Source organism: Sporosarcina sp. Marseille-Q4063 (genome assembly GCF_018309085.1).
In the GTDB taxonomy this organism is placed as follows: domain Bacteria; phylum Bacillota; class Bacilli; order Bacillales_A; family Planococcaceae; genus Sporosarcina.
Window position 1 is genome coordinate 2,601,195 of sequence record NZ_CP070502.1, and the last position, 25,327, is coordinate 2,626,521.

The window sequence follows — 25,327 nt, forward strand, 5'->3', positions numbered from 1 at the left end:
TTATGGGATGCCGATTTCTTTGTTGATCGAAAAATGGTCAGAGGTATTGGCTATGTTTTATGAAGAACTTGAGTTTTTGTTCGATTTCATAGACATGCCCGTGAACGATTCCACTTGTTTCATCAGCTTATCTCGTGCGTTCTTGTTTCTCATCAAGTATGCCGCACCGGCACCGAGCGCTGTAAGAGCCCATTTTCCATTCACATATATTCCTCCTCATTCACTATAGTTTCGATCAACGATTATTTTTCCCTATTTGGACAATCTTATTCTGAGTGAGATTAAAATCCTGCGGAGAGTTGCGAACTCATAGACATCGAGTGCATGGGAAGATTATAATTAGTATAGATACGGAATTGTATTTCGGGAGGACTTTATGTTTAAAAATAAATTGAACTTATTCACAATCTTTATTGTGATTTTATTAGTATTATCAAGTTGCGGGAGTAAAGGCGAGAATCGTCCTAAAACAAATGAAAATAGACTGGTCTATGCATCTGAATCCGAATTCGATGGATTGAATCCGATTCTTGAAGAGACGAATCTCGATGCACTCCTATTTCGGGGATTAATGCGCTTTAATGAAAAAAATGAGCCCGATACAGATATCGCGGATTCGGTCAATATATCAGATGATGGTTTAACATATACGATTAAATTAAAAAAAGGCATCGAGTTTCATGACGGTAGGGAACTTACCGCTGAAGATGTGATTTTCACAATTGAAAGCATTTTGGACGACAAGAATGCATCATTTTTGAAGTCAGATTTCACTGAGGTTGATTCGATAACAAAATTAGATGATTATGAACTCGAATTAACACTAAAACACCAATTCACGCCGATTTTGGATAAGCTGACGGTTCCGATTCTTCCGAAGCATGCATTCGAGGGGAAGGATATGCGAACGGCCGAATTTAATAGCCATCCTATTGGCGCGGGTCCATATAAGTTCGACAATTGGGACCGTGGAAACAGTTTGACGTTGGAAGCCTATCATAATTTCCATGGTACAAAACCTTCGATTGAAAAGGTGATATTCAAGTTTATTCCAGATAGTAATGTTCGGGCATTGCAGTTGAAATCAGGCGAAGTTGATATCGCGTTGTTAGATCCTGTTCAAGTCGCAGAAATGGAAAAGGTGGAAAGTCTTAAGATTTACAATGTCGATTCCGCCGATTACCGTGCTGTTTTATTTAATATGAACAAAGATCTTTGGAAAGATGCAAATGTAAGGCGTGCATTCAGTTATGCGACAGACCGTACCAAAATCGTCAACGGCATTTTAAAAGGTTTCGGTACTGAAGCCTATTCACCACTTCAAAAGCATGCCTTTAAAAATGAGGATATTGAGAAATACGAATATAATGTCGAAAAAGCAAAACAGCTGTTAGACGAAGCGGGTTGGAAAGAATCGAGTGACGGTTTCCGTTACAAAGACAGCGAAAAGTTGACGTTTACGATTACTTCGCCGGCATCGGATTCAGTACGCGTGAACGTGGCAAACTATGTCGCGGAAGGATTTAAGAAAATCGGCGCGGATGTGAAAGTCGCTGCGCTCGATTGGAGTGCCATCACAATTGAAGATACAGATGCTTTTATGATTGGCTGGGGAAGCCCATATGATGCCGATCATCACACGCATATTTTATTCCACTCGGAGGAGTCGAGTTTGACGGGCACAGGTTATAACTACGGAAATTATTCAAATCCAAAAGTCGATACACTCCTAGAACACGGTCGTTTGGAGATAAATCCCGAAAATCGACAGAAATTATATATGGAGTTTCAAGAAGAACTTGCGGAAGATCCGCCGTTTGACTTCATCGCCTATGTAAATGCGGTTTACGGCATGAATAAAAATATAAGCGGCGTGAAAGAACGGGTTCTTGGCCATCATGGTTCAGGTTTCCTTTGGAATGTCGAGGAGTGGTCGTGGAATGACCGTTAAATGGATCGGGAAGCGGATGATGATGGGGGTGGGGGTTCTCCTCGTCGTCAGCTTCCTTTCTTTTTTTATCATGCATGCGGCGCCAGGTGACCCTGCGACAGCGTTTTACGGCGGCAATGCACAAACATTGAACGCGGCTGAAAAGGAACGAATCAGCCGTGTTTTTTCGCTTGACCGACCTGTTACTGCACAGTATGGCTCGTGGCTTATAGAAACATTAAAAGGAAATTTAGGAATTTCCTATAAAGAAGGACGACCTGTCACAACCATTCTCATGGAAAGGCTGCCGAATACATTGCTGCTTTTCAGCGTGACGATGTTTTTCATCATTGCCGGCTCAATTTGGATCGGAACGATAGCGGGCATGAAAGCAGGATCTATTTGGGATAGAGGCCTATCAACAGCAAGCATCGCAACATCTTCAATTCCTGCTTTTTGGCTAGGTATTTTATTTATTTCATTTTTTGCAGTTAAACTTGGCGTGCTTCCGTCATCGGGAACTGGAGATATTGGCGGGGAAGGCGGTTTTTGGGATAAACTGCGCTATCTCATTTTACCGGCGACCGTCATTATCATCACTCATGTCGGCATTTACGCACGTTTTCTTCAAGAAAACATTAAAGAAGAAAGTCGGAAATATTATGTGACTGTTGCGCGTGCCAACGGGGTAGCGGAGCGGGAAATCCGAAAAGGAATTTTACGCAATGCATCATTCCCGTATTTGAATTATATCGGAATGACGATTCCTTCATTCTTTGGCGGCTCGATTATCGTTGAATCTCTTTTTTCATGGAATGGACTCGGGCAGTTAACGGTTAAATCAGTTGTAACGAAAGATTTTCCGCTTCTGATGGGTGGCATTATTTTTATCGGCTTGCTCGTTGTTGTCAGTCTTTTTATCATTGATTTAATTATGTATTCATTGAACCCCAAGCTGAGAAAAGGGGGCGTATAGTAAATGAAATCTCGAAAAACGCTCACTTTTTGGTGCATTGTTCTTGGAATCATTGCAATTTCGACTGTATTTTCTGGTATTCTCGCGCCTTATGAACCGAACGATATGAATCTCGATGAAGTTTATTTATCTCCTGGAGCCGGTCATGTACTAGGCACGGATCATCTCGGACGTGATGTTTTCTCTCGTTTATTAGAAGGCGGTAAAGTGACGCTCACGGTGGCAACAGTATCTGTAATTTTATCGCTCATACTTGGCGTACTTTACGGCGGAATCAGTGGTTATGTCGGCGGATTTGTCGATACTGCGATGATGCGGCTTCTAGAAGTCTTCATTACAATCCCATCGCTCATCATCATCCTCGCGTTTCAAGCCTTTATGCAAGGCGGCATGTGGAGTATGGCGCTAATTATCGGGGTAACAGGTTGGTTGGCGACTGCAAGGATTGTTCGATCCGAGTTCATGCGGTTAAAGGACGCAGAATTTGTTCAAATGGCAAAAATGTTTGGAACGCCGACTTGGAAAATCATTTTTAGTCATTTGCTTCGGAATAGTGTACCTGCAATATTTGTCGTAACCTTGTTTAATTTCGCAGGCGCAATCTTCATCGAAGTATCGTTAAGCTTTCTCGGCATTGGCGTACCACCTGCTATTCCGTCTTGGGGAAATATGTTGTACTACGCGCAAACCGATATTTTAATTGGTGCTTGGTGGATAGGGCTGTTTCCAGGGATTCTAATTTTCGTTACAATCCTTGCGATTAACTTCATAGGAGAAGGTTTGAAGGAGCCAGAACGGAGGCGGTTCGGTGCTTAAGGTAAATCAATTGTCAATTGAAATCAACGAGAAAAGAATTGTCGATTCGAGTTCATTTTTTGTTCCACGTGGAAGAATAACATCGATTATTGGCGAAAGCGGCAGTGGGAAAAGCATGACGGTTTCCGCATTACTCGATATCTTACCGGCAGGATCGAACGCGACGGGACAAGCCTTGTTTGCCAATAAAAATTTGCTAACTTTATCGGATAAAGAAATGTCAACGATACGGGGTTCTCAGATATTCACAATTTTTCAAGACGCTGCAAACAGCTTTAATCCTTCTGTAAAAATGGGGAAGCAATTATACGAGTTTACGGGCCGGAGGATTCAAGATGGCGTTACTGAATTCCAAGCGAAGATGGATGATATATTGAACGACCTTGGATTATCAAAAGAAATTATGGAACAGTACCCTTTTGAATTATCGGGCGGGATGTTACAACGCTGCATGATTGCATGTGCATTATATGTCGAACCAGAGTTACTAATCGCCGACGAGCCAACATCCGCTCTCGACACCATCTTACAGAAGGAATTCATCGATTTATTGAAGGAATTAAATGAAAAACAAGGAACGACTATTCTTTTAATCACGCATGATTTAGACATTGCGGCGGAAGTTGCTGATGAAATGGTCGTTATGCATAAAGGAAAGGTTGTCGAAACTGGAACAGTAACCGAATTATTTGAACGGCCTAAAAATGCGTATACAAAAAGATTGTTAGAAAGTCGATTCTAAGAAAGCGGGGAGATGCCATTGCTAACAGTAGAAAATGTTTCAAAAACATATCGAGATAGCAGCAATGTGAAGCAGGTTCTCTGCGACATCGATTTGACGGTTGGGGATGGGGAAATTGTTGGACTCGTTGGGGAAAGTGGCAGTGGAAAGAGTACGCTGGCGCGGATGATTATGCAGTTGGAAAAACGGGACGCTGGATCCATTTATATGAATGAAGTACCTGTGACAAAGTCCAAAGCTTTTTACGAAGACTGCCAACTCATTTTCCAAAACGCATCAGCTGCGCTGAATCCATCATGGACAGTTCACGAAATTTTACGGGAACCCCTTCGCGACATGAAGACAGACCGTGATGCGTATATCTTTACTATGCTTGGAAAAGTAAAGCTATCAAAGGAACATTTAAAAAAGCTTCCCTCTGAACTAAGCGGCGGCGAAAGACAACGAGTTAACTTGCTCAGATCGGTTCTCGTTCGTCCAAAACTATTAATATGCGACGAAATCGTCTCCAACCTCGACCGGCTCATTCAAAAAGAAATTATTGATTTATTAATTGAAATTAATCGAGAAACCGGTATGGCTATGCTGTTCATTGCGCATGATTTAAAAGTGGTTACCTATATGTGTAACCGAATTTACGTCATGAAAAACGGTGAAATTGTTGACGAAAGTTCTAAAGTGGATCATCAATTTACCTTTTTACATCCGTATTCAAATAAACTATTTCGGGCGATGTTAGGCAGTGAATCAAATTAGATAGATTGAACTCTAAAGTCTGGAGAATATTCTCTAGGCTTTTTTTGGTGTTCGGTTAGAATGAAGTTAAGACCTGAGGGGAAAATGATGGATTACTTTGAGCGAATCCTTAGATTTAAAGATTTAGAAGTGTGGGATATTCGATTTGAAAAAGATATATATTGAATGATTATTTTCGATGAAAATCGCCCTGCGGTAGCCGAGGATTTAGAATTACCTAGCGGTTTTGAAGTAAATGAAGATGAGTTAAGAATAAACTTGATAACTGTGAAAGTTTATTCGAAAAACAAGGTGAAAGATGAACATATTGAACCTTTAGATCAATTTGCCAAACAGTTGACAGACCATGTTGCATTAGCGCATTGTGATGTGGTTGTTACTTTTTATACTGAATTAAACGAGGATATTTTAGAACGTTTATTAATGGGAAAGTTCAAAATGAAGTATGACGAAATCCCATTGAGCCAGTTGCGGCATTTGAATCAAAACTAAACTAATATTGAAACCTTCTATGAAATTAAAGGGTTTTTATCATTAATGAAAGAAGACAACAGGATATGAAATTGACTAATGTCGAAAAGGGGGATTTTACTATGTACGAATTAAAAACAAAAGAAACCGATAACAGTGTAATTGAATTTATCGAGAATGTTGATAATCCGAAAAAACGCGAAGATGCTTATAAACTATTAGACGTTTTTACCGAAACAACGGGCTTTCCAGCTAAGATGTGGGGTCCGAGTATTATTGGATTTGGTTCCTATCATTATAAATACGCATCTGGTCACGAAGGCGATGCACCGATAGTGGGTTTTTCACCACGAAAAGCAAAAATCAGCCTGTATTTAACATCAACTGAAGACGTCAGAGAAAAATTACTAAATGATTTAGGGAAACATACGTCAGGGAAAATGTGTGTTTACGTTAATAAAGTAGCTGATATAGATGTTGAAGTATTAAAGGAGTTTATTGTGGAAACCGTGAAATTTGTGAATAAAACTTATCCAGATAATTTTTAACGGGAAACTTATCCAGATAAGTCTTAACGAAAGACTTATCCTGGTAAGTAATTGGGGGCTACAAAAAATGAAATGCGTAATTCATTTCACGACCGGTAAAGCTTGGTTAGAAGGGCAACCACATTGGAAACAAGGACTTGTTCCACATAGGGAGTATGTAAGAGAAGCTTTGGCGAAGGGGATTTTAGTCGCAGGCGGCCCATTTATGGATCATACAGGCGGACTGATCATTCTAGAAGTGGACAATTTGGAAGAGGCTCAACATTTCGTGGATCATGATCCTGCTGTTATTGAAGGGAAGTTCAAAGCTAAAGTTTATCCGTGGGAACCGCTAGAAGGTATCTTCAACGAATAAGAAATTTGGAGGGAATTCATTTTACTGTAAGTTTCTTATATTAAAGGATTCTGAGATACAAATCTCGAATCCTTTTTCATTAGCAGAAATTTAAGGGGAGATAAAGTAATGGGTTATGTTAGGGAATTACGTAAATTGGTTGGGAATCGGCCGCTTATATTACCGGGGGCAGTTGTGATTATACTGAACGAACAAAATGAAATGCTTTTACAGCACAGATCAGACGGCGGCTGGGGATTACCGGGCGGGATTATGGAACTTGGGGAAAGTATGGAAGAAACGGCAAGGCGTGAAGTGCAAGAAGAAACAGGGCTTGAAGTAGGGGAATTGGAATTAATGGGTATTTTCTCCGGCGAGGATTATTTCCTTAAAGTCGCGAACGGTGATGAATTGTATTCTGTCACGGCTGTTTATGCAACACGGGATATCACTGGGGAAATTGTAATTGACGGGGTTGAATCCCTGGATGTTCAGTATTTTCCACTCGGAGAACTGCCGAATGATCTTGCGTCTGGGTCTAGAAGTTATATTGAACCGTATTTGTCTAAGTTAGAAGATTGGTAAATAACTTTTATAAAGGGGAAATGAGGACGTGGAAACAAATGGGATAGATAATACTGCAAATTCAATAGCAAAAACGCCAGTTTACCGTTCGCCGATAGGCGTGATTTTTGATAAATTCGCTAAGAATAAAGATGTTTCATTGGTGTACGGGGAACCGATTGAACTAGAAAATAAAAAAGTACTTCCTGTGGCAAAAGTCGATTATTATGTGGGTGGCGGCGGTGGTTATTCTGGTGAAAGTGAAAACTCTCCAGTTGCGCAAGGCGAAGGGGGCGGGGGATATATTTCCGTTAAACCGTTAGGGGTATATGAGATTACATCCGACAAAGTGAAGTTTCAGCCTGCGATTGACTTGAAATTTATTTTGATGATAAGTACTTTACTTACGTTTGGATTAGCAATAATAATGAAGCCTTGTAAAAAGAAATAGGAGGGTAATCATGACCTCCACATCATTTCGAGATATCCCTCAGATAAAAAATGAATTATCAATTCGAGAAGATATATTTGGGACGATTACTAATGTTTTTGGAATTCATATAGATAGCTATTGTGAAATAAAACTCGGTTATTTGAATTTAAAGTGGAAGGTACAAACGAATATTGGCGACATATTTGTGAAACAGTACAGCAAAACACGTTATCCCGACAGCATGATTAAAAGGTTGGAAACTTCTTTAAACCGCCAAACCTTTCTTAATGAGAAAGGAATTCCTTGTCCGCGCTTAATGTCGCATGAAGGGAAGCATGTTCTATTAACATCGAATGGAGAACGCTTCGTAATAATGAGAATGTGTGACGGAAAAGTAATCGAACCAGGAACAGCAAATGTCAAACAATTATTTCATCTTGGACAAATTGTCGGTCAAATGCACAAGATATTAAATGATCATCAACAATCGAGGATTCCTTTGCATTGGGATATTGTATCGAAGGAAAGTATGCAAGAACACTGGCGAAAAAGATGGGAAGAAGCGAATTCCGTTGGTTGCGATGAAACAATTACAGCATTGAATAAACAACAAAAGGTTATCGAAGAAATTGACTTATCTTTGTTTTCTGCATGTGAAATTGGATGGGCACATTGGGATCTTTTCGCGGATAATATTTTATTCAAGATGGACGCAGTTTCGGCTATTCTTGATTTTGACCGGATGAATTATGTGTATCAAGAGTTTGATATTTCTAGACCAATTCTTTCTTGCTGTCTTTATAAGGGAGAATTGGATTTGGACAAAGTTTCAGCCTTTGTCCAAGGTTTTCGAGAAACCCAGCTCTTAAGTGTCGATAAAATTGTGAGGTCCATTAAGCTAACTTGGTGGAAAGAAGCGACTATGCTCAAAGTTGAAGGAGAGAATGATTCGATTCCACTGAGAAGATTTCAAGTTGAAAATAAATGGGTTGCCGACAATTGGAATCGCTTGAATGAATTGTTTGCCGATTTGTGAAGACGTTGACTAAAGGAAAATGCAGCATTATGACGATAACAATAGCACCGCCAATAATAAAAACGGCCGCCAACTCAAATGAGTGTGCGGCTGTTTTTAGTTTAGAATTCTATGAAGTGCGGTGGCAAGATGATATAATGTTATACTTCTGTGCGATAAAGTACGTGTTTTTTTATAAGGGGGTTGTCGTCTATGGAATCATTAACAGGATCTAAACGCTTTCGACTTGCGTTGCTCCTTGGAACGTTAGCTGCAATGGGCCCGTTCACAATTGATATGTATTTGCCATCATTTCCAACAATTGTTGAAGCTTTTGATACGACAGCTTCTTTTGTGCAAGTGAGTTTAACCTCGAGTCTTTTAGGAATCGGTTTAGGTCAACTTTTCCTTGGGCCAATGAGTGACGTGCATGGCCGAAAGAAACCTCTAGTGATTTCGCTGATTGCCTATTTTATCGCCTCGTTATTATGTGTTTTTTCACCGAGTATCGGATTTTTTATCGCGGCTCGATTTATACAAGGTTTTGCAGCGTCTGCGGGAATCGTTATTTCACGAGCGATTGTTCGCGATGTTTATAGTGGAAGAGAATTGACGAAGTTTTTCGCACTTCTCATGCTCATTAATAATTTAGCGCCAATCCTCGCGCCTGTCTTTGGCGGCGGTGTTCTTGCGTTTACGGATTGGAAAGGTATTTTTGCGGTATTGAGCGTGATTGGCCTATTGCTATTTGCAGTCGTCATGTGGAGAATGGACGAGACGTTGCCAGAACAATCGCGTGTGCCGAGTAATCTATCGAATACGTTGAGAAATTTTTTGTCTTTGCTCTCAAATCGTGAGTTTATGGGGTATGCGATGGCGCAAGGATTTATCATGGCCGGAATTTTTGCGTATGTTGCGGGAACACCGTTTGTTTATCAAAATATTTATGATGTATCACCGCAAATGTTTAGTTTATTATTTGGAATGAATGGAATCGGCCTCATCATCGGAACGCAGACTGTTGGGCGGCTTACCGGTCTTTTAACCGAAAAACAATTTTTAGAAATCGGTCTGTTTCTGTCAATGTCCTCAGGAACTGCATTGCTCATTGCCGTTTTAGTGAATGGTCCGCTCTTATCTATTATTATTCCGATTTTCTTTTTCGTTATGTCGATTGGCGTCATTGCCACGTCATCCTTTTCATTGGCAATGGAATCACAAGGGCATATTGCAGGAAGTGCATCGGCTTTACTCGGATTACTGCCTTTCATTTTAGGGGCAATTACAGCACCGCTTGTTGGAGTTGCGGGTGAAGAAACAGCGATTCCGATGGGTGCGATCATCTTTGTATCGGCATTGATTGCTGTTTTATCTTATTTTGGACTTGCACGAACTAAAAAAGAAGCAATTTAATAAAGGGTGAGACGCGATTATTATGCGGCTCACTTTTTTTTGTGGGAATTTAGGAATGAAAGAGGGAATGGGTAGTAAAAGTGGAATAGTAGAAGTGTCGCAATAAAGACGGGGGAGAATATTATGAAGCCACAAGTGATGGTCGTCGGGGTATACCATTTAGGAAACACAACGGATTTGATCAATGTTGAAAGCAAAAACGATAATGTATTAAAGCAACAAGCAAAGGAAGTTGTGGACGCACTAAGTCGGTTTAATCCAACAAAACTGGCGGTCGAAGCGGAATGGGAAGTACAATCGCAGTTGAACGATAGTTATCGAAAATATCAACTAGGTAAACTGACCCCAACGAAGAATGAAATAGAAATGATTGGTTTTCCTTTAGCCCAAAAATCGGATATAAGCGAAGTGTCATGTGTCGATTGGCGAGGTGACGATAGTGAAAATGCACCATTAGGTGATATTCTTCAGTATGCAAAAGAGTATGAACCTGAACGCTATAAGAAAATAATGAACATGTACATAGAGCCGATGCAACGTGAAGCTGAAGAATGGCCCAGTCTCTCGATTTTAGAGGGCTTTACTCGTGTGAATGAAGCAGATACTGTTAAAAAGTTGCACGAAATTTACATGGAACTTGCGATGATTGGAAGAGAGAAAGATTATTATGCAATGGAGTGGTTAACGTGGTGGTACAAGCGAAATTTGATTTTATATTCAAATGTTAGAAGACTAATTACAAGTCCACAAGACCGAGTACTGCTATTAATCGGCGGCAGCCACGTTCATCTAGTTAAACAGTTTTTGAAGGAGTCCGGGGGTTGTACGGTGGTTGATGCGAATGAATACTTAAAATAAAAGATGGTGTGCTGTTTAAAGGGGGAACATTAAATTGGGACATGAACATCCTAAACATATTATTGCAGTCTCGGCCTATGTCACGAATGAAAAAGGGGAAGCCTTGCTTGTTAAAACCCATTGGAGATCAGATACATGGGAAGCGCCAGGCGGACAGGTGGAAGAAGGGGAACCTCTGGATAAGGCGGTCTGCAGGGAGGTAGTCGAGGAAACTGGAATTGTTGTTAGACCTATTGGAATTACGGGTGTTTACTATAACGCAACAATGAATTTATTATCAGTTGTTTTTAAAGCTGATTATGTGAGCGGTGAAATCATCATGCAACCAGAAGAAATACAAGAAGCCAAATTTGTTAGGTTAACTGAAGAAAATATTCACGAATATATAACCCGACCCCATATGAGATCCCGTACATTGGATGCTATGAGGGCGGAAAGTTTTGTACCCTATGAAACATGGGAAGTTAGACCATATAATTTGCTTGGAAGGCTAGATGAATGAAAATAAATAATCTAGATCCCGTTGGTGAAGAAGTCTAGCATAAACAAAGTTGGCTCATCTACAAATCAAGTCCGCAAGAATGATACTTGGAATCGGCAAGTCTACATGGAAATAAAGAGGGGGTGAACAATATGGAATTTAATGATTTCTTGGATTTATTTATCTCAAGCTGGAAAGACTCTTCGATTGAAGAAATGGAACAGATGATTTCCAAGAAATATGCAGGACGTGAGATTCGAGGAGAAGGAATCGAAGACTTCGGTTATGATGAATCGATAATTGGATGGGCTAAAGGATTTGAATATGTGAGGGAAAACAATGCCGAATGGGAAATTCAACTATTGAATTCATATCCACTTCGTTCAAATGAATATATGGCGGTAATTGCCGCAACGATTAAAATTGATGGAAAGACCGTCAGTCCTTACAATTTGTTTTATGATACCTTCCGAAAAGAACAAGAGTGGAAAAACGTTCGGAGTTATATAGAAACCGGCATCACTGAAGAATATTTAAAAGGAGTGATTGAAGGCGCTAATAAATAATTTGAGGGATGGTGCGATGAATATTGAGGAAGAAGTAGCGATGAAAATGTTCAGTACTTGCATCAAGGTAAATGAATGGATGTCCGAATTCGACGGACAATGGGGGATTGCTGGTGGCTGGGCGATTGATCTATTCATAGGTAAAGAAACGCGACCACATTCGGATGTAGAAGTTGCCATATTTCGCGAAGACCAGCATATGTTGAAAAAAGCGTTGCTAGATTGGTCTTTTAAAAAAGCTGTGAAAGGTGAATTAATCTCTTGGAAAGAGGAATGGCTTGAATTTCCAGTTCATGAGATTCACGGTGTTCATAATCAAAGCGGAAAACAATTGGAAGTCTTGCTGAATGAAAAGAAAGAAAATGAGTGGATTTTTAGGAGAGAACCGTCAATTTCATTCCCAAAAAGTTCACTTTTTCTTCATTCGCAAAAAGGAATCCCTTACTTACATCCCGCTGTCGTCTTGTTATACAAAGCGAAAAATACACGCGAGAAAGATCATGCTGACTTTTTAGCGGTGAAGGATTTGCTGACGGAAGAAGACAACAAATGGTTACTAAATGCACTTCAAGTACATGTTCCCGGCCATAGATGGATTCAAGAACTGATGAGGAAGCGAGTGGAGTCATGAATAGAATCATGGTTATCGGTGTAGGTTCAGGCGTCGGAAAATCCACATTTGCACGTAGACTAAGCGGATTGACTGGGATTGAAGTCACTCATTTGGATCGGTTGTTTTGGAGGCCGGGATGGGTGGAAGCTCCGCTTGAAGAGTTTTGGGAGGCTCAGGAGAGAGTCGTTCAAAACGAGAAATGGATTATAGAAGGAAATTACACAGGGACTATCGCTATCCGGGAAGCGTATGCAGACACGGTCATCTATCTGGAGCTTCCGTTGATTGTCTGTTTGTATCGCGTATTGAAGCGGAGAGTGCAGTATCACGGAAAAACGCGCGATGATATTGGTGAAGGATGCGAGGAGAAAATTGATTGGGCATTCCTAAAATTCATTTTAACGACCTATCGTCCTCGGAAAAAGAAAATGAAGAAACGCATGCAACTTTATGCGAATGAAGGGAAGACTGTCCATTACTTGAGGACGCCGGGGGAGATTGAGGGATTTCTGAATATGTATAAAAAGGAATAAAGCCGGTTGCTAATAGGTAACCGGCATTATTTTTGTTCAGCAACTTCTTCCTGCTCAATCCACGTTTTCGACCAATTCTCGATCTCTTTCATAATCGGCGTAAGGGACATCCCTTTTGCAGTTAATGAATATTCGATGCGCACTGGTGTTTCTGGGTAGACATTCCGAATGACAAAATCTCGTTGTTCGAGGTCTTTTAGCCGTTCGGATAGCGTCTTTCCACTGACGCCAAGTTTATCGGTCATTGTGCAAAATCGCTGTGGACCTGCCATTAACTGATATAAAATAAGTGCAGTCCAACGCTGACTTAGGATTGCTACTGTTTTTTCAAATCGCGGACAAAGTTCAAATTCGTTCATATTTAGTCGGCTCCTTTCGCCGGAATCTTTATGTTGACAATTATCATTGTAACATATAAGGTTAGTTACATAAAGTAAGTAACTTACCAAGGAGGAAAAAATGATGGATTTTCATAAAGCACCGCATACGTATACGGGTGAGGTATATCTTAATGTCATGGATCTAGATAGATCAGTCCGTTTTTATAAAGAAATTATCGGGTTTAACGTACTTGAAGAAACAGCGAATCGTGTAGTATTGACAGCGGATGGGAAAACACCGCTGCTTGTTATCGAGCAACCAGACAATGTGACACCTAAAGAACCAAGAAGAACAGGTCTTTACCATTTTGCGCTTTTATTACCGGAAAGAGCTGACTTAGGGAATATTATTAAACACTTTGTGGCGAATAATGTTGCGATTGGCGCTTCTGACCACAAAGTAAGCGAAGCACTTTATTTATCAGATCCTGACGGAAACGGAATTGAAATTTATACCGACCGTGAGCCATCTGAATGGAATTGGGAAAATGGCGAAGTTGCGATGAGCACTGACCCTCTAGACGGAGAAAGTGTTATTGCGGAAAGTGCTGGACAGACATGGAATGGACTGCCTGCCGAAACAATTATGGGGCATGTCCATTTACACGTTGCGAATTTGGGGGAAACTGAAACATTTTACAAAGCACTTGGATTTGAATTAGCTTGTAGGTATCCAGGAGCCTTGTTCATGTCTACGGGGAAATATCACCACCATTTAGGACTCAATGTTTGGAATGGGGAAGGCGCACAAAGTCCGTCTATTAACAGTGTCGGGTTAAAGCAGTACACACTAATTTTTCCGGATGACACTGTGTTGAATGAAGCCATAAATAATATAAAAGCCAAAGTCGAGGCAACGGACAATGGATTTATAACAGAAGATCCATCGGGAAATCGAATGTTCTTACGAGTTGGATAATGACTGGGACTGCCTAACACTGGTAGTCCTTTTTTAATATGACAGGATTTTGAAACTTTCTTCGACGTTATACGTATAACAGCGTATACTTATAAAAAACGCATGAATAGTTGTGAGAAAGGGGTTGTCTGGTGAAGTGTTAAAGAAGTTATGGTTTCAAGTCGGTATTGGTATTTTACTCGCAATTCTTATTATCCGTTACTTTTTAGAAATCAAAGAAATCTTTTCGCCAATTTTTATTATTGGTAAGACGATTTTCCTGCCGCTCCTTCTCGGAGGCGTTCTTTACTATATGACCGAACCGATTCAACGATTTCTTGAGAATAAAAAGTTTCCCAGATGGGCTAGTATTCTAACGATTTTTGCAGGACTTATCGGGGTCGTATGGATTTTTGCATCGATTATCGGTCCGCCTGTAACACATCAAGTGAATGAATTGGTTAAAAACTCGCCAGCGATTACCGCTGAAATTAACGAAGTGACAAATTATGTGTTAAAGCAAAAGCATGAACTCCCGGAAAATCTAGAAGAATCGATTGACAGTGCAGCGGCATCAATTCAATCGATTGCAGTCAAGTTTGGAAAATGGATAGTCCAATTTATACAGTCATTTCTGCAAGCGATGTTCTTATTGGTGCTTGTGCCATTTTTCTTTATATTTATGTTGAAGGATCACGAAAAGTTTGCACCGTTTATTTATGGGTTTTTCACGGGGAAAAAACAGATGTGGGTAAAGAAAACGCTCTCCGATATCGATAACGTTTTACGTTCTTATATTCAAGGACAATTGTTAATTAGTTTTCTTTTAGCCATTCTACTATTCATCGGATACTGGGCGATTGGGCTGAAGTATGCATTATTACTGGCAATTTTCGGACTTTTCATGAACCTGATTCCTTTTATTGGTCCTTGGATTGCAGTCGCGCCAGCGGTTGTTATTGCATTCGTTCAAGATCCAACATTAGTCATTTGGGTCGGACTCATCACGATTGTTGCCCAACAAATTGAAAGTAACTTAATTACGCCGAATGTGATGGGGAAAACGCTCGATATTCATCCACTAACTGTCATAACGGTTATTTTGGCAGCGGGCAACATTGCTGGATTCCTCGGTATTATCATTGCAATTCCAACATACGCTGTTGGTAAAGCAATTGTGAAGAATATTTATGAAGCAAGACGGGAAATACAAAAAACAGCTACGAAAACAGTTTGAAAAAATGCATTCCTGTTTAAGGGATGCATTTTTATGTTTGGAAATATAAATGGCGGTGCAAATTGCAACCAGGATTAAAGGCGGCAGCACATTTTGGACACGCTGATTTACAATTCAAGTATTCCGATACAGTCAGCTCATTCCCACAAGCGCCGCAAAGAATCGCATGCTCGTTAAATTTTTCTTTGGGCCAAACGCTAGGAGTTCCGCAGCCACTGTCCTCATGGCACTCATAACAAGGGAAATAGGTCTGACAGCAATAAAATTTAATGGCAATCCGATCAATTTCAGAATGATAATGTGCGCAGCGTGTTTCGACATCAAGTACAGCGCCTTTTATAAGATGTCCTTTTATTCGCGATGTAATTCCTCCTCGATGTATGGAATCGTAAATACGGGGCAACCTTTTCTATAAAAAAGGACTGATTCTATGTTGACTGAATTCCCGGTGATCCACACAAATATTTGGGATGCATTTTGGGCAATTCCTATAATAGTTGTTGCCATTATTTTAATTAAAGTGTTCTTTAAATTACGTTCGAGTTGGTTGTCGACTGTTGCAGTTGTCATTGGATTAGCCATATCCATCTTCATTAGCCATTCAGGGAACTTATCGGCAGGTATTTTTATGGGCTTCTTTTACGGCGGCGCAGCAATGGGTGCCATTTATTCGATGAAGAATTCATTTAGAGCGTACCGTGAAAGTTAATGTTTAATTAGCGGACAAAATCCGCATTGCATGAGTCCCGGGACATCTTTTGATAAGCAACAAGTTTTGCGAACGACTGTATTTAAGAGTGCAGACGGCTCAAGCCCATTTAAATAAACGGCAAATAAAGAGCGCGGCGCAATACCTTCCCAGAGCGCGTCGTCTTTGAGTAGATTCAAATCTGCGCGCGCTTCTTCGGCTGTTCCAGGGTTTTCTAATAAAACATGGTAATGCCAGAGTAGAAAGCCAAAAACACTTTCCCATAAAGTTAGCGAAGATATATTAGCTACGGTTCGAGTTTGGCGGATGATGGCGTCGCATTGGTTTTTCAAAATATGTTGAATAACCGTGCTGCGTTCGTCATCTTCCACGCTTCGCCAATCTTCGGCATTCGCAAACATGCTGATGGTCAAATTTCCAAATTCCTCTTTCGCTCCGAAAGTTAGCCGTTCAAAACTGCCATCCCATACTTCGTCATACATCGCTAAATTATAAAACTGCATGGCGATAAACATCCCGAATCGGCGCATGAAATAAGAAGCAGTGACTGTTTTATTGGGACAACGGCTAATCGCTTGAGCTACATTGAGTGCATCTTCGGTTTGATTGCCAAGAAAGTCAGCAAGCGTAAATAGCCCGCGTTCAGGTTTTCCTGTGTAAATGCTATACATATTCAATTGTTTGATTTGATCGGCTGTTAGTTTTGTCATGCATTTAGTATATCGTTTCCTAGTGTAAACTAAAACAGAACTGAATTCCGACGTTGAGCGAGCGCTCAGTCTGGTATATACTATGGGTAGAACTGAATACTCAGGGGAGTGAGATTTCATGACAAAACGATTAAATGAACAAGAAGTTATCGATTTGATTGCCGAAGAGGCAGATATTATCATCCCGATTGGCAATGGAGAACCCCATAGATTACTAGACATATTGGAAGAAAATTACTTGAAATTAGATAATGTCAATGTGCATCAAATGTTAGCGCTTACTGAACGAGATTATATGTTAGGGAAAATGAAAGGCTATCTTTCTCATGTGTCCTATTTTTTGAGCGGGGCGACAAGGCGAGCGTACTATGACGGACATATTGAATTGGTTCCGAACGTCTTTCATGATGTTCCGCGACTTTTGAAAAACACAACGAAGATGTCCATGGTTATGGCTGTTGCATCCCCGATGGATGAGCATGGTTATTTTTCGTTGGGAACGGGCGCTGATTATGTAGCTGAGTTCATTGGCCATGTTCCATTCATGTTAGAAGTGAATGAGCATATGCCTCGGACATTCGGTAAGAACCAAGTTCACATCAGTCAAATTGTTGGTTTTGTAGAAAGTGATTCGATATTGGCTGAAGAAAAATCACCGCCAGTGACAGAAAAAGACTTAGCAATTGCTAAATTTGTTACGAATGAAATTGAAGACGGCGACACACTTCAAGTCGGTATCGGTTCAGTACCGAATGCGGTAATGGCTATGCTTAAAAATCATCGACATCTTGGAATTCACACCGAAATGCTGACCGACAGCATTGTGGATTTAGTTGCAGCAGGTGCTGTCGATGGCACAAGGAAATTCACGCATCAAGGAAAAATTATTGCGACCTTTGCCTATGGAACACAGCGCCTTTATGATTTCGTCCATCAAAATACTGCGGTTGAATTTTTGCCAGTAAGTGTTGTCAATGATCCTAGAGAAATTGCGAAAGAAGAACGAATTGTTTCAATAAATGCCACGACGGAAATCGATCTGTACGGTCAATGTGCATCTGAAACAGTCGGGGGACGCTATTATTCATCAACTGGTGGACAAGCCGATTTTGCACAAGGCGTTCGGTTCGCAAAGCATGGAAAAGGCTATATTTGCATGTATTCAACTGCGAAAGACGACACAATTTCGCGGATCAAAACACAACTGACTCCAGGTTCTGTCGTGACAACGTCGAAAAATGCTGTCGACAATATCGTCACGGAATACGGCATTGCGAAATTGTACGGAAAGTCTCTCAAAGAACGCGCCAATGCACTAATCGATATTGCGCATCCAAAATTTCGAGAAGAGTTACGATTTAATGCAAAGAAAGACGGAATTTTATAAAAAAATACGAGGCATCCTCTGTTGGAGGGTGCTTTTTTTATGTCGAAAATGTTGTTTTGACGGCAAGCGCCCAACACACATTTTTAGGCGTTCACATATATTTATAGAAGAGGTGGTGAACGTTGGAAGACACAAAAAGTCACTATAGTCCGTTCGAAATTGAACAGCGTGAATGGAAGAAGAGGCAAAGAAATGATCGATTGAAACAGATGTTGACGATTGCGTCACCTGTTTTTCTACTACTATTATGGGAGTTTCTGTCGAGAACAGGGTTAATTGATATTCGGTTTTTCCCGCCACCCTCTGCCATCGTCAGTACATTTTTTTCCTTAATTGCAAGTGGTGAAATCGCAAGTCATATTGGCATTTCGATGTATCGGATATTTGCCGGTTTTTTACTAGGCGTTATACCTGGTGTCATCATCGGACTACTAATGGGCCTCTATTCACCGATCAGGCATTTTGTATCGCCAATCGTGATGGCGCTCATGCCAATTCCTACACTTGCTTTACTTCCAATCATTATTATTATTTTTGGCATCGGGGATTTATCAAAAGTCGTAACAATCGCGGGAAGCGTATTTTTCCCAGTAGTGATTAATACTGTTGCGGGTGTCATTAATATCGACAAAATTTATTTAGATGTAGCTAAAAACTACGGCGCGGGTCGGGTCAACTTTTTCATGAAAATTGCATTACCGGGAGCGCTGCCAGTTATGTTAGAAGGAATCCAAATGGGGCAGGCGATTGCGCTCTTGACGATTGTGGCAGCCGAAATGATGGGGGCAACTTCTGGAATAGGTTATCTAATCTGGACATCGTATAAAGCATTCTTATTGCAAGAAATGTATGTGGGGCTCATTCTAATCTCATTTTTTGGCTATCTGTTCTCAATCTTGCTTCGGGGAATTCAGAAAAAGATGTTGCCATGGAGGTGAACAGATGAGTAAACCAAAAATTGAAGTTACTAATTTAACAAAAGCATTTTATAAAAAGCAAGGTAGCGTTACTGCGTTGGATGATATTACACTCACGATCAATGAAGGCGAATTTGTTTGTCTCGTAGGGCCAAGCGGATGCGGAAAAACGACGCTGCTGCGGATATTAGCAGGACTCGAAAACCCGAGTATTGGCGATTTCACGATTGCGACGGGTAAAGAGGAACGGCCGCTACAATCAATGGTCTTTCAAGAAAGAGGCATTATTCCATGGTTAACAGTAGAAGAAAATGTTGCATTCGGTCTTAAAATGCGTCATATGCCGAAAAAGATCATAAAAGAACGAACCGCTTATTATTTGAAAAAAACAGGACTCGACAAATTCTCATCCCTTTATCCGAAAGAGTTATCCGGGGGCATGAAACAGCGGGTGAGCATTGCGAGGGCTTTTGCAAACGATCCTGAAATTCTACTGATGGATGAACCATTTGCCGCGCTTGATGAGCAGAACAAATTTATATTACAAGCCGAACTTCTATCTATTTGGGAGGAAACAGGAAAGACCGTGCTTTTCATCACGCATAGTATCGACGAGGCATTGCTGTTGAGCGATCGAATTCTTTTGATGAGCTCGCAACCAGGGAAAATCATCCGAGAGATTAATGTCAAGATGCCGCGACCACGAAGAATCGAGGATATTCGCGAGGATTCAACCATGGCGGCGCAGTTTGTTGAAATCTGGCACCATTTGCAAGAAGAAGTTCAACGGTCAAGACGAGAAGAGGATTAAAAGGAGAGATTGCATGGCGAAATGGATTAAAAGCGGATGGTTGATTCCGCTTTTCTTGTTAATGTTAATCATAAGTGCCTGTTCAGCAAAAGAGACGGTGAAGGTTGATCCGACAAAAGGCGTCGATGATGAAGTAAATACGGAGAATCCTTCAGGAGATTTGAGCCCTCTTGAGAAGAAAACGAAAGTTATCATTGCAGAAGATGGTGCCGCATCCGGTGCGGGATTCTATATTGCGAAGGAAAAAGGTTATTTTGAAGACTACAATATCGAGGTCGAGTTCGCGCAATTCGCCAACAGTGATGACATGCTTCCTGCATTAGCAGCTGGAGAAGTCGACATCGCGGGGGGTGTCTCAACCGCATCATTTTTCAACGCAATTGCACAAGGAATTGACGTTAAGATTATTGCGGATAAAGGGCATAATAACCCCGGAAAATCGTATTTTACTTTTGTCATCGGAAATCATATGGTCGATGAAATCAAAGATTACTCGGATATGAAAGGTAAGAAAATTGCCGTGTCATCGCTTTATTCGATTGACTGGTATATCTACGTAGAGATGCTAAAGCACGCTGGCTTAACTGAGGATGACGTCGAATTTGTACTAATGGCTGACTTTGGAAGTATGTTGGGGGCAATTGATGCAGGGACGATAGATGTCGCGTTAAATATTGAGCCACTCATTACCCAAGGCGTTGAAAATGGATTCCACGAGCGATTTGGCGATGCGACAGATTACGCGCCGGAGTCGCAAATTGCGATGGTTCTCGGTTCCCCGCAATTCATGGCTGAGGAGCAAGATATTTCGTTACGGTTTATGGCGGCTTACTTAAAAGGTGTCCGAGACTATAACGATGCATTTATTAAAGGAATTGACAAAGACGAAATCATTGAGATCATGACAATGCATACAGCACTCAAAGACCCGGCAGTATGGGAAAAGGTGAATGTAACAGGACTAGATCCGGACGGTAAAATGTTTATCGACGACATTGAAAAGCAGTTCAATGTTTACAAAGAAAATGATGCAATCCGTGGCGATGTAGATTTAGATAAAGCAATTGATACGACGATTACTGAGAAAGCTGTTGAAATTATTGGGGAATATGACCGCGATTAAGTTGGTGTGCGGGTCAAAAGTCTTGTTTTGAGGATATAATCGTTTGAGTGTCGGATATAAGTTTTTATGTGGGGGATTTGCTGGTTGAAGTGTCGGATATAAACATTTATGTGTCGGATATAACAAGTTATATGTCGGATATCCGCGAATTGAGCTAGAAAAAGGTCAACTCAGCTAAATGAGTTGACCTTTTCGTATTAAAGCGCATGTATTTGCTTCTTTTTAGCAAGTGCCGAGTGAAAACTATGCAATGCCATTCCAGCAATGATAACCGCGATGCCAACAAGGGCAATTGGTCCAGGAAGAGCGATACCAAGGATAGCCATCTCGCCTAGGATGACAAATATTAGTTGCGTTGACTGTGTCGCTTCGACCGCTGCCAATTTACTTTGATCATCTCGAACTCGGTCTGTCGCCATGAAAAATAAAGTCGTGGCGATAACACCTGAGCTGACCCCGACGATGAACGATTGAACAAGTTGATTCATAGAAGGGGGGCCAATCGTGATAAATGCGTAAATTGCAATCCCGATCCAAACGGGAACCGTCATAAGAGTCATGGCAAGAACCCGTTGAAATGTATCAAGTCGACCACCGAGAAGTTCCATCATTTTGCGATTGCCAAGCGGATAAGCAAATGCTGCAACCAAAATCGGTATGATACCGAATAATAGCGTTCGGACTTCAACACTTTGCGCATGCGGGATTTGAATCAGAACAACACCCGCTAAAATGATCAATGTTATGCCAAATGAAATAACGGGTATTTTCTGACGGACTTTCACTTCATTCAAAATTAATGTGAAAAAGGGTGCTAGCAAGACTCCGGCGACTATCGTTAATTGCCAAGTCCCTGCGAGTAACCAACCCGGACTGTATGCAGCTGCGTATGTAAGTGGTCCGTAAAAAAATACAAATGCGACAACGCTCCAGATGAAGAAAGGAAAGGAATTTTCCTTCATTTCCTTCTTCATCGGTGTAAAACCCCTACGATAAGCAACAATCGCAATCAAAAATGGAATCATAAAGAAATAACGAAGAGAAGAACTCCAAAGCCAGCTTCCTCCCGACAATTCCATTGATCTATTCAAGATGAATGTCACTGCAAAAAACACTGAAGAGAGGACGCCAATCCAAATTTCCCTCAAATTGTTCCCCCCTTATGCACGTTCCTCAAACAATTTTACTGCCTCAATAATGACATTCGTTGCTTTCTCCATATTATCTGCAGAGATGTATTCGTATTTTCCGTGATAGTTTTCGCCGCCTGTGAAAATATTCGGCGTCGGCATACCCATATAGGAAAGTTGGGAACCATCTGTGCCGCCGCGAACCGGAACAATATTCGGTTCGATGTCGAGATTTTTGAACGCATCGGAAATGATTTCAACGATTTCCATAACCGGCTCAATTTTTTCACGCATATTGAAGTACTGATCTTCGATTTCAAGAGTGACAGCGTTATCGCCGTATTCTTTCTTCAATTTGTCAGCGGTTTCCACCATAAGCTGCTTTCTCGCTTCGAAAGTTTCGCGGTCAAAATACCGGATGATGTATCCGAGCGTCGTTTCCTCGGTTGACCCGTCAAACTGCATCAGATGGATAAACCCTTCATAGTCCTCCGTTTTTTCCGGAATTTCATCCGCTGGCATTGCAACTTGAAACTTACCCGCGATTAAAATCGAATTCGCCATTTTATCTTTCGCAGAACCCGGGTGAACACTCGTACCGTGGAATGTTACTTTTGCGCCCGCAGCATTGAAACTTTCATATTGCAGTTCGCCAAGCGGTCCGCCGTCCATCGTATAAGCGTATTTCGCGCCGAATTTCTCGACATCGAATTTATGTGGACCGCGCCCAATCTCCTCGTCCGGAGTGAATGCGATTCGAAGCTTCCCGTGTTTAATATCCGGATTTTGAATCAAATACTCCATCGCCGTAACGATTTCAGCAATCCCTGCTTTGTTGTCCGCGCCGAGAAGGGTAGTGCCGTCCGTCGTAATCAACGTATGGCCAATATAATTTGTCAGCTCCGGAAAATCGTTAACAGCCATAATAGTATCTTCATTCAACTGTACATCCTTACCGTCATAATCATCAATCCGCTGCGGCTTAACATTTTTCCCCGTATAATCGGTGGCCGTGTCAACATGCGCAAGAAATCCGATGACTGGAACATCGCGGTCAGTATTCGACGGAAGCGTCGCAAACAAATAGCCGTTGTCATCAAGCGTGATTTCGTCCATTCTGATTTCCTCAAGTTCCTTTTGTAAAACATGCAGCAAATCCCATTGACCGGGTGTTGTTGGACATTCCGTACTGTTAAAATCAGACTGAGTATCGATTTTCGCATAGCGTACGAGCCGTTCAATTAACTTTTCTTTCATAATAAAAATTCCTCCTAAAATAAGTTCCTAATAATCATTCTATCTTATCAGATTTTTTTGATTTACGGAATATTTGACGGTGCGACTTCCAACGCTAGCCGCGATGAAAACTTGCGCCGCATAGTATGTAATCATGACAAACGCATCACGGTATGGAATTTCATAGACGAACCGATCTATTGCGAGAACCGAATCAGAAAACATAAAAAATAAAGCACCGATAATTGCCAACGGAAGGCGAGTTCGGATTGCCGTCCATCCCATCAGAAGAATTATAGATATATAAGCTAGAATCGCGATACCAAGAAAATGCTCGCCAATACGAAATTGCGAACCAGCTATCCAAAAAGCCATCCCAGCACCATATAAAAGAAGAAGAGTTGCTGCCCATTTAGGTATGGCCCCGCGCAGAACTTGGCGGAATGCAAAAATGTAAAATAGGTGAGCAATAAAAAATGTAATAAGACCCGCGAGGAACCAGTAAATAACACCATCCGCAATCATGCTGACGAAAAGGCCTGCGATAATAATTCGTTTATACGTACGGGGAAGGAAGGATCTAGTTCCAATCGCGAATAAAATGATGAGTGCCATAGGAATTAATTTCATGAAAATTTTAAAACCAACCGGTTCGGAAGGAATGAAAAAAATATAAATAATCCCCATTACTGCAATCACGGGAACAAGCAGTGGACGAGTCATTTTGTAACCCCCTTTCATAAATGTAACCTTCAATGAAAGGGAGCGAAAATCCTGCAAAAATAGACAGTTCAGTAAAAACCTTGTAATTCATCTAAAAAAACAGCAATATGTCTTTTATCATCAGCTAGTGGTGAATGCAGCGTTGAAAACGTACGCTTTGGCAATTTGATATCAAAATTTAATGGAACAAGTTCGCCGGAGTCAATCTCTTTTCTCACAGTATGAATAGAAACGGCGGCAATTCCGAGCCCGCAAAGCACTAATTTTTTCACGCCTTCATTGGAGCCAATAATTGTACGCGGGGGTTTAATTTGTCCGATTGAATTCAAAATGTAATTGGTGTACTCCCTTGTCCCGGATCCTTTTTCCCGCATAATCCAGTGCGCTGACTGCAAATCTTTAACATCAAGTTTCGCTGTTTTCCCGAGCGGGTGAGTATGGTTTGCGACTAGAATGAGCTTGTCCTCCATAAATGGTTGTATCAACAGTTCTTTCGCTTCAATACTTCCTTCAATGCAACCAATATCGCAACGCAATTCCCGCACAGCGGCTTCAACATCCTCGGTATTTTCGATGGATACCTCAAATTGAAGGTCTGGATACTTTTGGAATAGACGATGCAAAACATCTGGTAAAATGGACTCGCCAATTGTATAGCTGGCGGCAATACGCAAAATTCCACTCACTTCTTTTTGTTGCCATTGTATTTCTTCTTTCGTTTGTGAAGCCAGTTGGAGCAACTGCTTTGCGCGTTCATACAATAATCGTCCGGCTTCTGTAATATGAAAACTTTTATTGGACCGGACAAGCAATGCTACATTCAATTCATCTTCAAGATTCTTAATGTGAAGACTAACAGTGGGTTGCGAAATGTTTAGCACGCTACCGGCTTTTGTAAAGTTGCGTGAATCAACCACAGCGATAAATGTTTTCAACTCTTCTAAATGCATGACTTAACTCACCCTCCATTTATGCATCAGTATTTATAATTGATTTTATCATAAATATTCATTTTAC

The 25,327-nt window shown here is 41.0% G+C and carries 32 protein-coding genes; 24 read left to right on the plus strand and 8 right to left on the minus strand.

The window, feature by feature from the left end; all coding sequences use genetic code 11:
- Positions 1–57: 57 nt before the first annotated feature.
- Entirely contained in the window at positions 58–204 is a 147-nt protein-coding gene (locus tag JSQ81_RS13515) for a hypothetical protein (RefSeq protein ID WP_212604547.1), read from the minus strand.
- Between the two features lie 172 nt (positions 205–376).
- Between JSQ81_RS13515 and JSQ81_RS13520 the strand changes: the two genes are divergently transcribed.
- From JSQ81_RS13520 to JSQ81_RS13600, 17 genes are all read left to right on the plus strand, one after another.
- Entirely contained in the window at positions 377–1,951 is a 1,575-nt protein-coding gene (locus JSQ81_RS13520; protein WP_249336541.1) for an ABC transporter substrate-binding protein, read from the plus strand.
- Positions 1,941–2,906, plus strand: coding sequence for an ABC transporter permease (locus tag JSQ81_RS13525; protein WP_212604548.1), 966 nt, complete (start codon positions 1,941–1,943; stop codon positions 2,904–2,906). The genes JSQ81_RS13520 and JSQ81_RS13525 overlap by 11 nt, the downstream gene beginning before the upstream one ends.
- Positions 2,907–2,909: 3 nt before the next feature.
- Positions 2,910–3,722: an ABC transporter permease gene (locus JSQ81_RS13530; protein WP_212604549.1), complete on the plus strand. Its 813-nt coding sequence runs from the start codon at positions 2,910–2,912 to the stop codon at positions 3,720–3,722.
- The gene (locus JSQ81_RS13535) at positions 3,715–4,464 is read left to right on the plus strand and encodes an ABC transporter ATP-binding protein (protein WP_212604550.1); all 750 of its coding nucleotides are present in this window, start codon (positions 3,715–3,717) and stop codon (positions 4,462–4,464) included. Before JSQ81_RS13530 ends, JSQ81_RS13535 begins: the two co-directional genes overlap by 8 nt.
- 18 nt (positions 4,465–4,482) lie before the next feature.
- The gene (locus JSQ81_RS13540) at positions 4,483–5,220 is read left to right on the plus strand and encodes an ABC transporter ATP-binding protein (RefSeq protein ID WP_371812396.1); all 738 of its coding nucleotides are present in this window, start codon (positions 4,483–4,485) and stop codon (positions 5,218–5,220) included.
- A gap of 165 nt (positions 5,221–5,385) precedes the next feature.
- Positions 5,386–5,712, plus strand: a complete 327-nt coding sequence (locus JSQ81_RS13545) for a hypothetical protein (protein WP_212604552.1) — start codon at positions 5,386–5,388, stop codon at positions 5,710–5,712.
- Positions 5,713–5,813: 101 nt separating this feature from the next.
- Positions 5,814–6,239 (plus strand): DUF1801 domain-containing protein, encoded by a 426-nt coding sequence (locus JSQ81_RS13550; protein WP_212604553.1) that lies wholly within the window; start codon positions 5,814–5,816, stop codon positions 6,237–6,239.
- A gap of 67 nt (positions 6,240–6,306) precedes the next feature.
- On the plus strand, positions 6,307–6,594 hold the full coding sequence (locus tag JSQ81_RS13555) for a YciI family protein (protein ID WP_212604554.1): 288 nt from the start codon (positions 6,307–6,309) through the stop codon (positions 6,592–6,594).
- A gap of 108 nt (positions 6,595–6,702) precedes the next feature.
- Positions 6,703–7,158 carry an NUDIX hydrolase gene (locus JSQ81_RS13560; protein ID WP_212604555.1) on the plus strand — a complete coding sequence of 152 codons (456 nt, stop codon included), beginning with the start codon at positions 6,703–6,705 and terminating at the stop codon, positions 7,156–7,158.
- A 28-nt stretch (positions 7,159–7,186) separates the two neighbouring features.
- Positions 7,187–7,588 (plus strand): spore germination protein GerW family protein, encoded by a 402-nt coding sequence (locus JSQ81_RS13565; RefSeq protein ID WP_212604556.1) that lies wholly within the window; start codon positions 7,187–7,189, stop codon positions 7,586–7,588.
- A gap of 10 nt (positions 7,589–7,598) precedes the next feature.
- Complete coding sequence (locus tag JSQ81_RS13570) at positions 7,599–8,606, plus strand: phosphotransferase (RefSeq protein WP_212604557.1); 1,008 nt, start codon at positions 7,599–7,601, stop codon at positions 8,604–8,606.
- A 192-nt stretch (positions 8,607–8,798) separates the two neighbouring features.
- Positions 8,799–9,998 (plus strand): multidrug effflux MFS transporter, encoded by a 1,200-nt coding sequence (locus JSQ81_RS13575; protein WP_212604558.1) that lies wholly within the window; start codon positions 8,799–8,801, stop codon positions 9,996–9,998.
- 123 nt (positions 9,999–10,121) lie between these two features.
- A complete protein-coding gene (locus JSQ81_RS13580) occupies positions 10,122–10,856 on the plus strand; it encodes a DUF5694 domain-containing protein (RefSeq protein WP_212604559.1) in 735 nt (244 codons plus the stop codon).
- Between the two features lie 34 nt (positions 10,857–10,890).
- A complete protein-coding gene (locus JSQ81_RS13585; protein WP_212604560.1) occupies positions 10,891–11,358 on the plus strand; it encodes an NUDIX hydrolase in 468 nt (155 codons plus the stop codon).
- Between the two features lie 131 nt (positions 11,359–11,489).
- On the plus strand, positions 11,490–11,903 hold the full coding sequence (locus JSQ81_RS13590; RefSeq protein ID WP_212604561.1) for a flavoprotein: 414 nt from the start codon (positions 11,490–11,492) through the stop codon (positions 11,901–11,903).
- Between the two features lie 16 nt (positions 11,904–11,919).
- Positions 11,920–12,534 carry a nucleotidyltransferase domain-containing protein gene (locus JSQ81_RS13595; RefSeq protein ID WP_249336542.1) on the plus strand — a complete coding sequence of 205 codons (615 nt, stop codon included), beginning with the start codon at positions 11,920–11,922 and terminating at the stop codon, positions 12,532–12,534.
- The gene (locus JSQ81_RS13600) at positions 12,531–13,049 is read left to right on the plus strand and encodes a P-loop NTPase family protein (RefSeq protein WP_212604562.1); all 519 of its coding nucleotides are present in this window, start codon (positions 12,531–12,533) and stop codon (positions 13,047–13,049) included. Before JSQ81_RS13595 ends, JSQ81_RS13600 begins: the two co-directional genes overlap by 4 nt.
- Positions 13,050–13,075: 26 nt before the next feature.
- Here JSQ81_RS13600 and JSQ81_RS13605 read toward each other — a convergent pair whose 3' ends face one another.
- Positions 13,076–13,408, minus strand: coding sequence for a winged helix-turn-helix transcriptional regulator (locus JSQ81_RS13605; RefSeq protein WP_212604563.1), 333 nt, complete (start codon positions 13,406–13,408; stop codon positions 13,076–13,078).
- Between the two features lie 103 nt (positions 13,409–13,511).
- Here JSQ81_RS13605 and JSQ81_RS13610 point away from each other — a divergent pair, with 103 nt between their 5' ends.
- Both JSQ81_RS13610 and JSQ81_RS13615 read left to right on the plus strand, forming a co-directional pair.
- Positions 13,512–14,348, plus strand: a complete 837-nt coding sequence (locus JSQ81_RS13610) for a VOC family protein (RefSeq protein WP_212604564.1) — start codon at positions 13,512–13,514, stop codon at positions 14,346–14,348.
- Positions 14,349–14,484: 136 nt separating this feature from the next.
- Complete coding sequence (locus tag JSQ81_RS13615; RefSeq protein ID WP_212604565.1) at positions 14,485–15,564, plus strand: AI-2E family transporter; 1,080 nt, start codon at positions 14,485–14,487, stop codon at positions 15,562–15,564.
- Between the two features lie 31 nt (positions 15,565–15,595).
- On the opposite strand, the gene JSQ81_RS13620 is transcribed toward JSQ81_RS13615, so the two are convergent.
- Positions 15,596–15,919 carry a CHY zinc finger protein gene (locus tag JSQ81_RS13620; RefSeq protein ID WP_212607670.1) on the minus strand — a complete coding sequence of 108 codons (324 nt, stop codon included), beginning with the start codon at positions 15,917–15,919 and terminating at the stop codon, positions 15,596–15,598.
- A 75-nt stretch (positions 15,920–15,994) separates the two neighbouring features.
- Between JSQ81_RS13620 and JSQ81_RS13625 the strand changes: the two genes are divergently transcribed.
- Positions 15,995–16,273 carry a hypothetical protein gene (locus JSQ81_RS13625; RefSeq protein WP_212604566.1) on the plus strand — a complete coding sequence of 93 codons (279 nt, stop codon included), beginning with the start codon at positions 15,995–15,997 and terminating at the stop codon, positions 16,271–16,273.
- Here JSQ81_RS13625 and JSQ81_RS13630 read toward each other — a convergent pair.
- Positions 16,270–16,983, minus strand: coding sequence for a hypothetical protein (locus tag JSQ81_RS13630; RefSeq protein ID WP_212604567.1), 714 nt, complete (start codon positions 16,981–16,983; stop codon positions 16,270–16,272). The genes JSQ81_RS13625 and JSQ81_RS13630 overlap by 4 nt on opposite strands.
- A 118-nt stretch (positions 16,984–17,101) precedes the next feature.
- Between JSQ81_RS13630 and JSQ81_RS13635 the strand changes: the two genes are divergently transcribed.
- The 4 genes from JSQ81_RS13635 to JSQ81_RS13650 all read left to right on the plus strand — a co-directional run bounded on the left by JSQ81_RS13635 (position 17,102) and on the right by JSQ81_RS13650 (position 21,221).
- Positions 17,102–18,370, plus strand: a complete 1,269-nt coding sequence (locus tag JSQ81_RS13635; protein ID WP_212604568.1) for an acetyl-CoA hydrolase/transferase family protein — start codon at positions 17,102–17,104, stop codon at positions 18,368–18,370.
- Between the two features lie 209 nt (positions 18,371–18,579).
- Positions 18,580–19,308: an ABC transporter permease gene (locus JSQ81_RS13640; protein ID WP_371812547.1), complete on the plus strand. Its 729-nt coding sequence runs from the start codon at positions 18,580–18,582 to the stop codon at positions 19,306–19,308.
- A gap of 4 nt (positions 19,309–19,312) precedes the next feature.
- Positions 19,313–20,098 carry an ABC transporter ATP-binding protein gene (locus JSQ81_RS13645; protein ID WP_212604570.1) on the plus strand — a complete coding sequence of 262 codons (786 nt, stop codon included), beginning with the start codon at positions 19,313–19,315 and terminating at the stop codon, positions 20,096–20,098.
- Positions 20,099–20,111: 13 nt separating this feature from the next.
- Positions 20,112–21,221, plus strand: coding sequence for an ABC transporter substrate-binding protein (locus tag JSQ81_RS13650; RefSeq protein WP_212604571.1), 1,110 nt, complete (start codon positions 20,112–20,114; stop codon positions 21,219–21,221).
- 197 nt (positions 21,222–21,418) lie between these two features.
- Here the strand turns inward: JSQ81_RS13650 and JSQ81_RS13655 are convergent, their stop codons facing one another.
- From JSQ81_RS13655 to JSQ81_RS13670, 4 genes are all read right to left on the minus strand, one after another.
- A complete protein-coding gene (locus tag JSQ81_RS13655; protein ID WP_212604572.1) occupies positions 21,419–22,369 on the minus strand; it encodes a DMT family transporter in 951 nt (316 codons plus the stop codon).
- Positions 22,370–22,381: 12 nt separating this feature from the next.
- A complete protein-coding gene (pepT, locus tag JSQ81_RS13660) occupies positions 22,382–23,608 on the minus strand; it encodes a peptidase T (protein WP_212604573.1) in 1,227 nt (408 codons plus the stop codon).
- Between the two features lie 39 nt (positions 23,609–23,647).
- Positions 23,648–24,310 (minus strand): lysoplasmalogenase, encoded by a 663-nt coding sequence (locus tag JSQ81_RS13665; RefSeq protein WP_212604574.1) that lies wholly within the window; start codon positions 24,308–24,310, stop codon positions 23,648–23,650.
- Between the two features lie 68 nt (positions 24,311–24,378).
- Positions 24,379–25,260 carry a LysR substrate-binding domain-containing protein gene (locus JSQ81_RS13670; RefSeq protein WP_212604575.1) on the minus strand — a complete coding sequence of 294 codons (882 nt, stop codon included), beginning with the start codon at positions 25,258–25,260 and terminating at the stop codon, positions 24,379–24,381.
- Positions 25,261–25,327 lie beyond the last annotated feature (67 nt).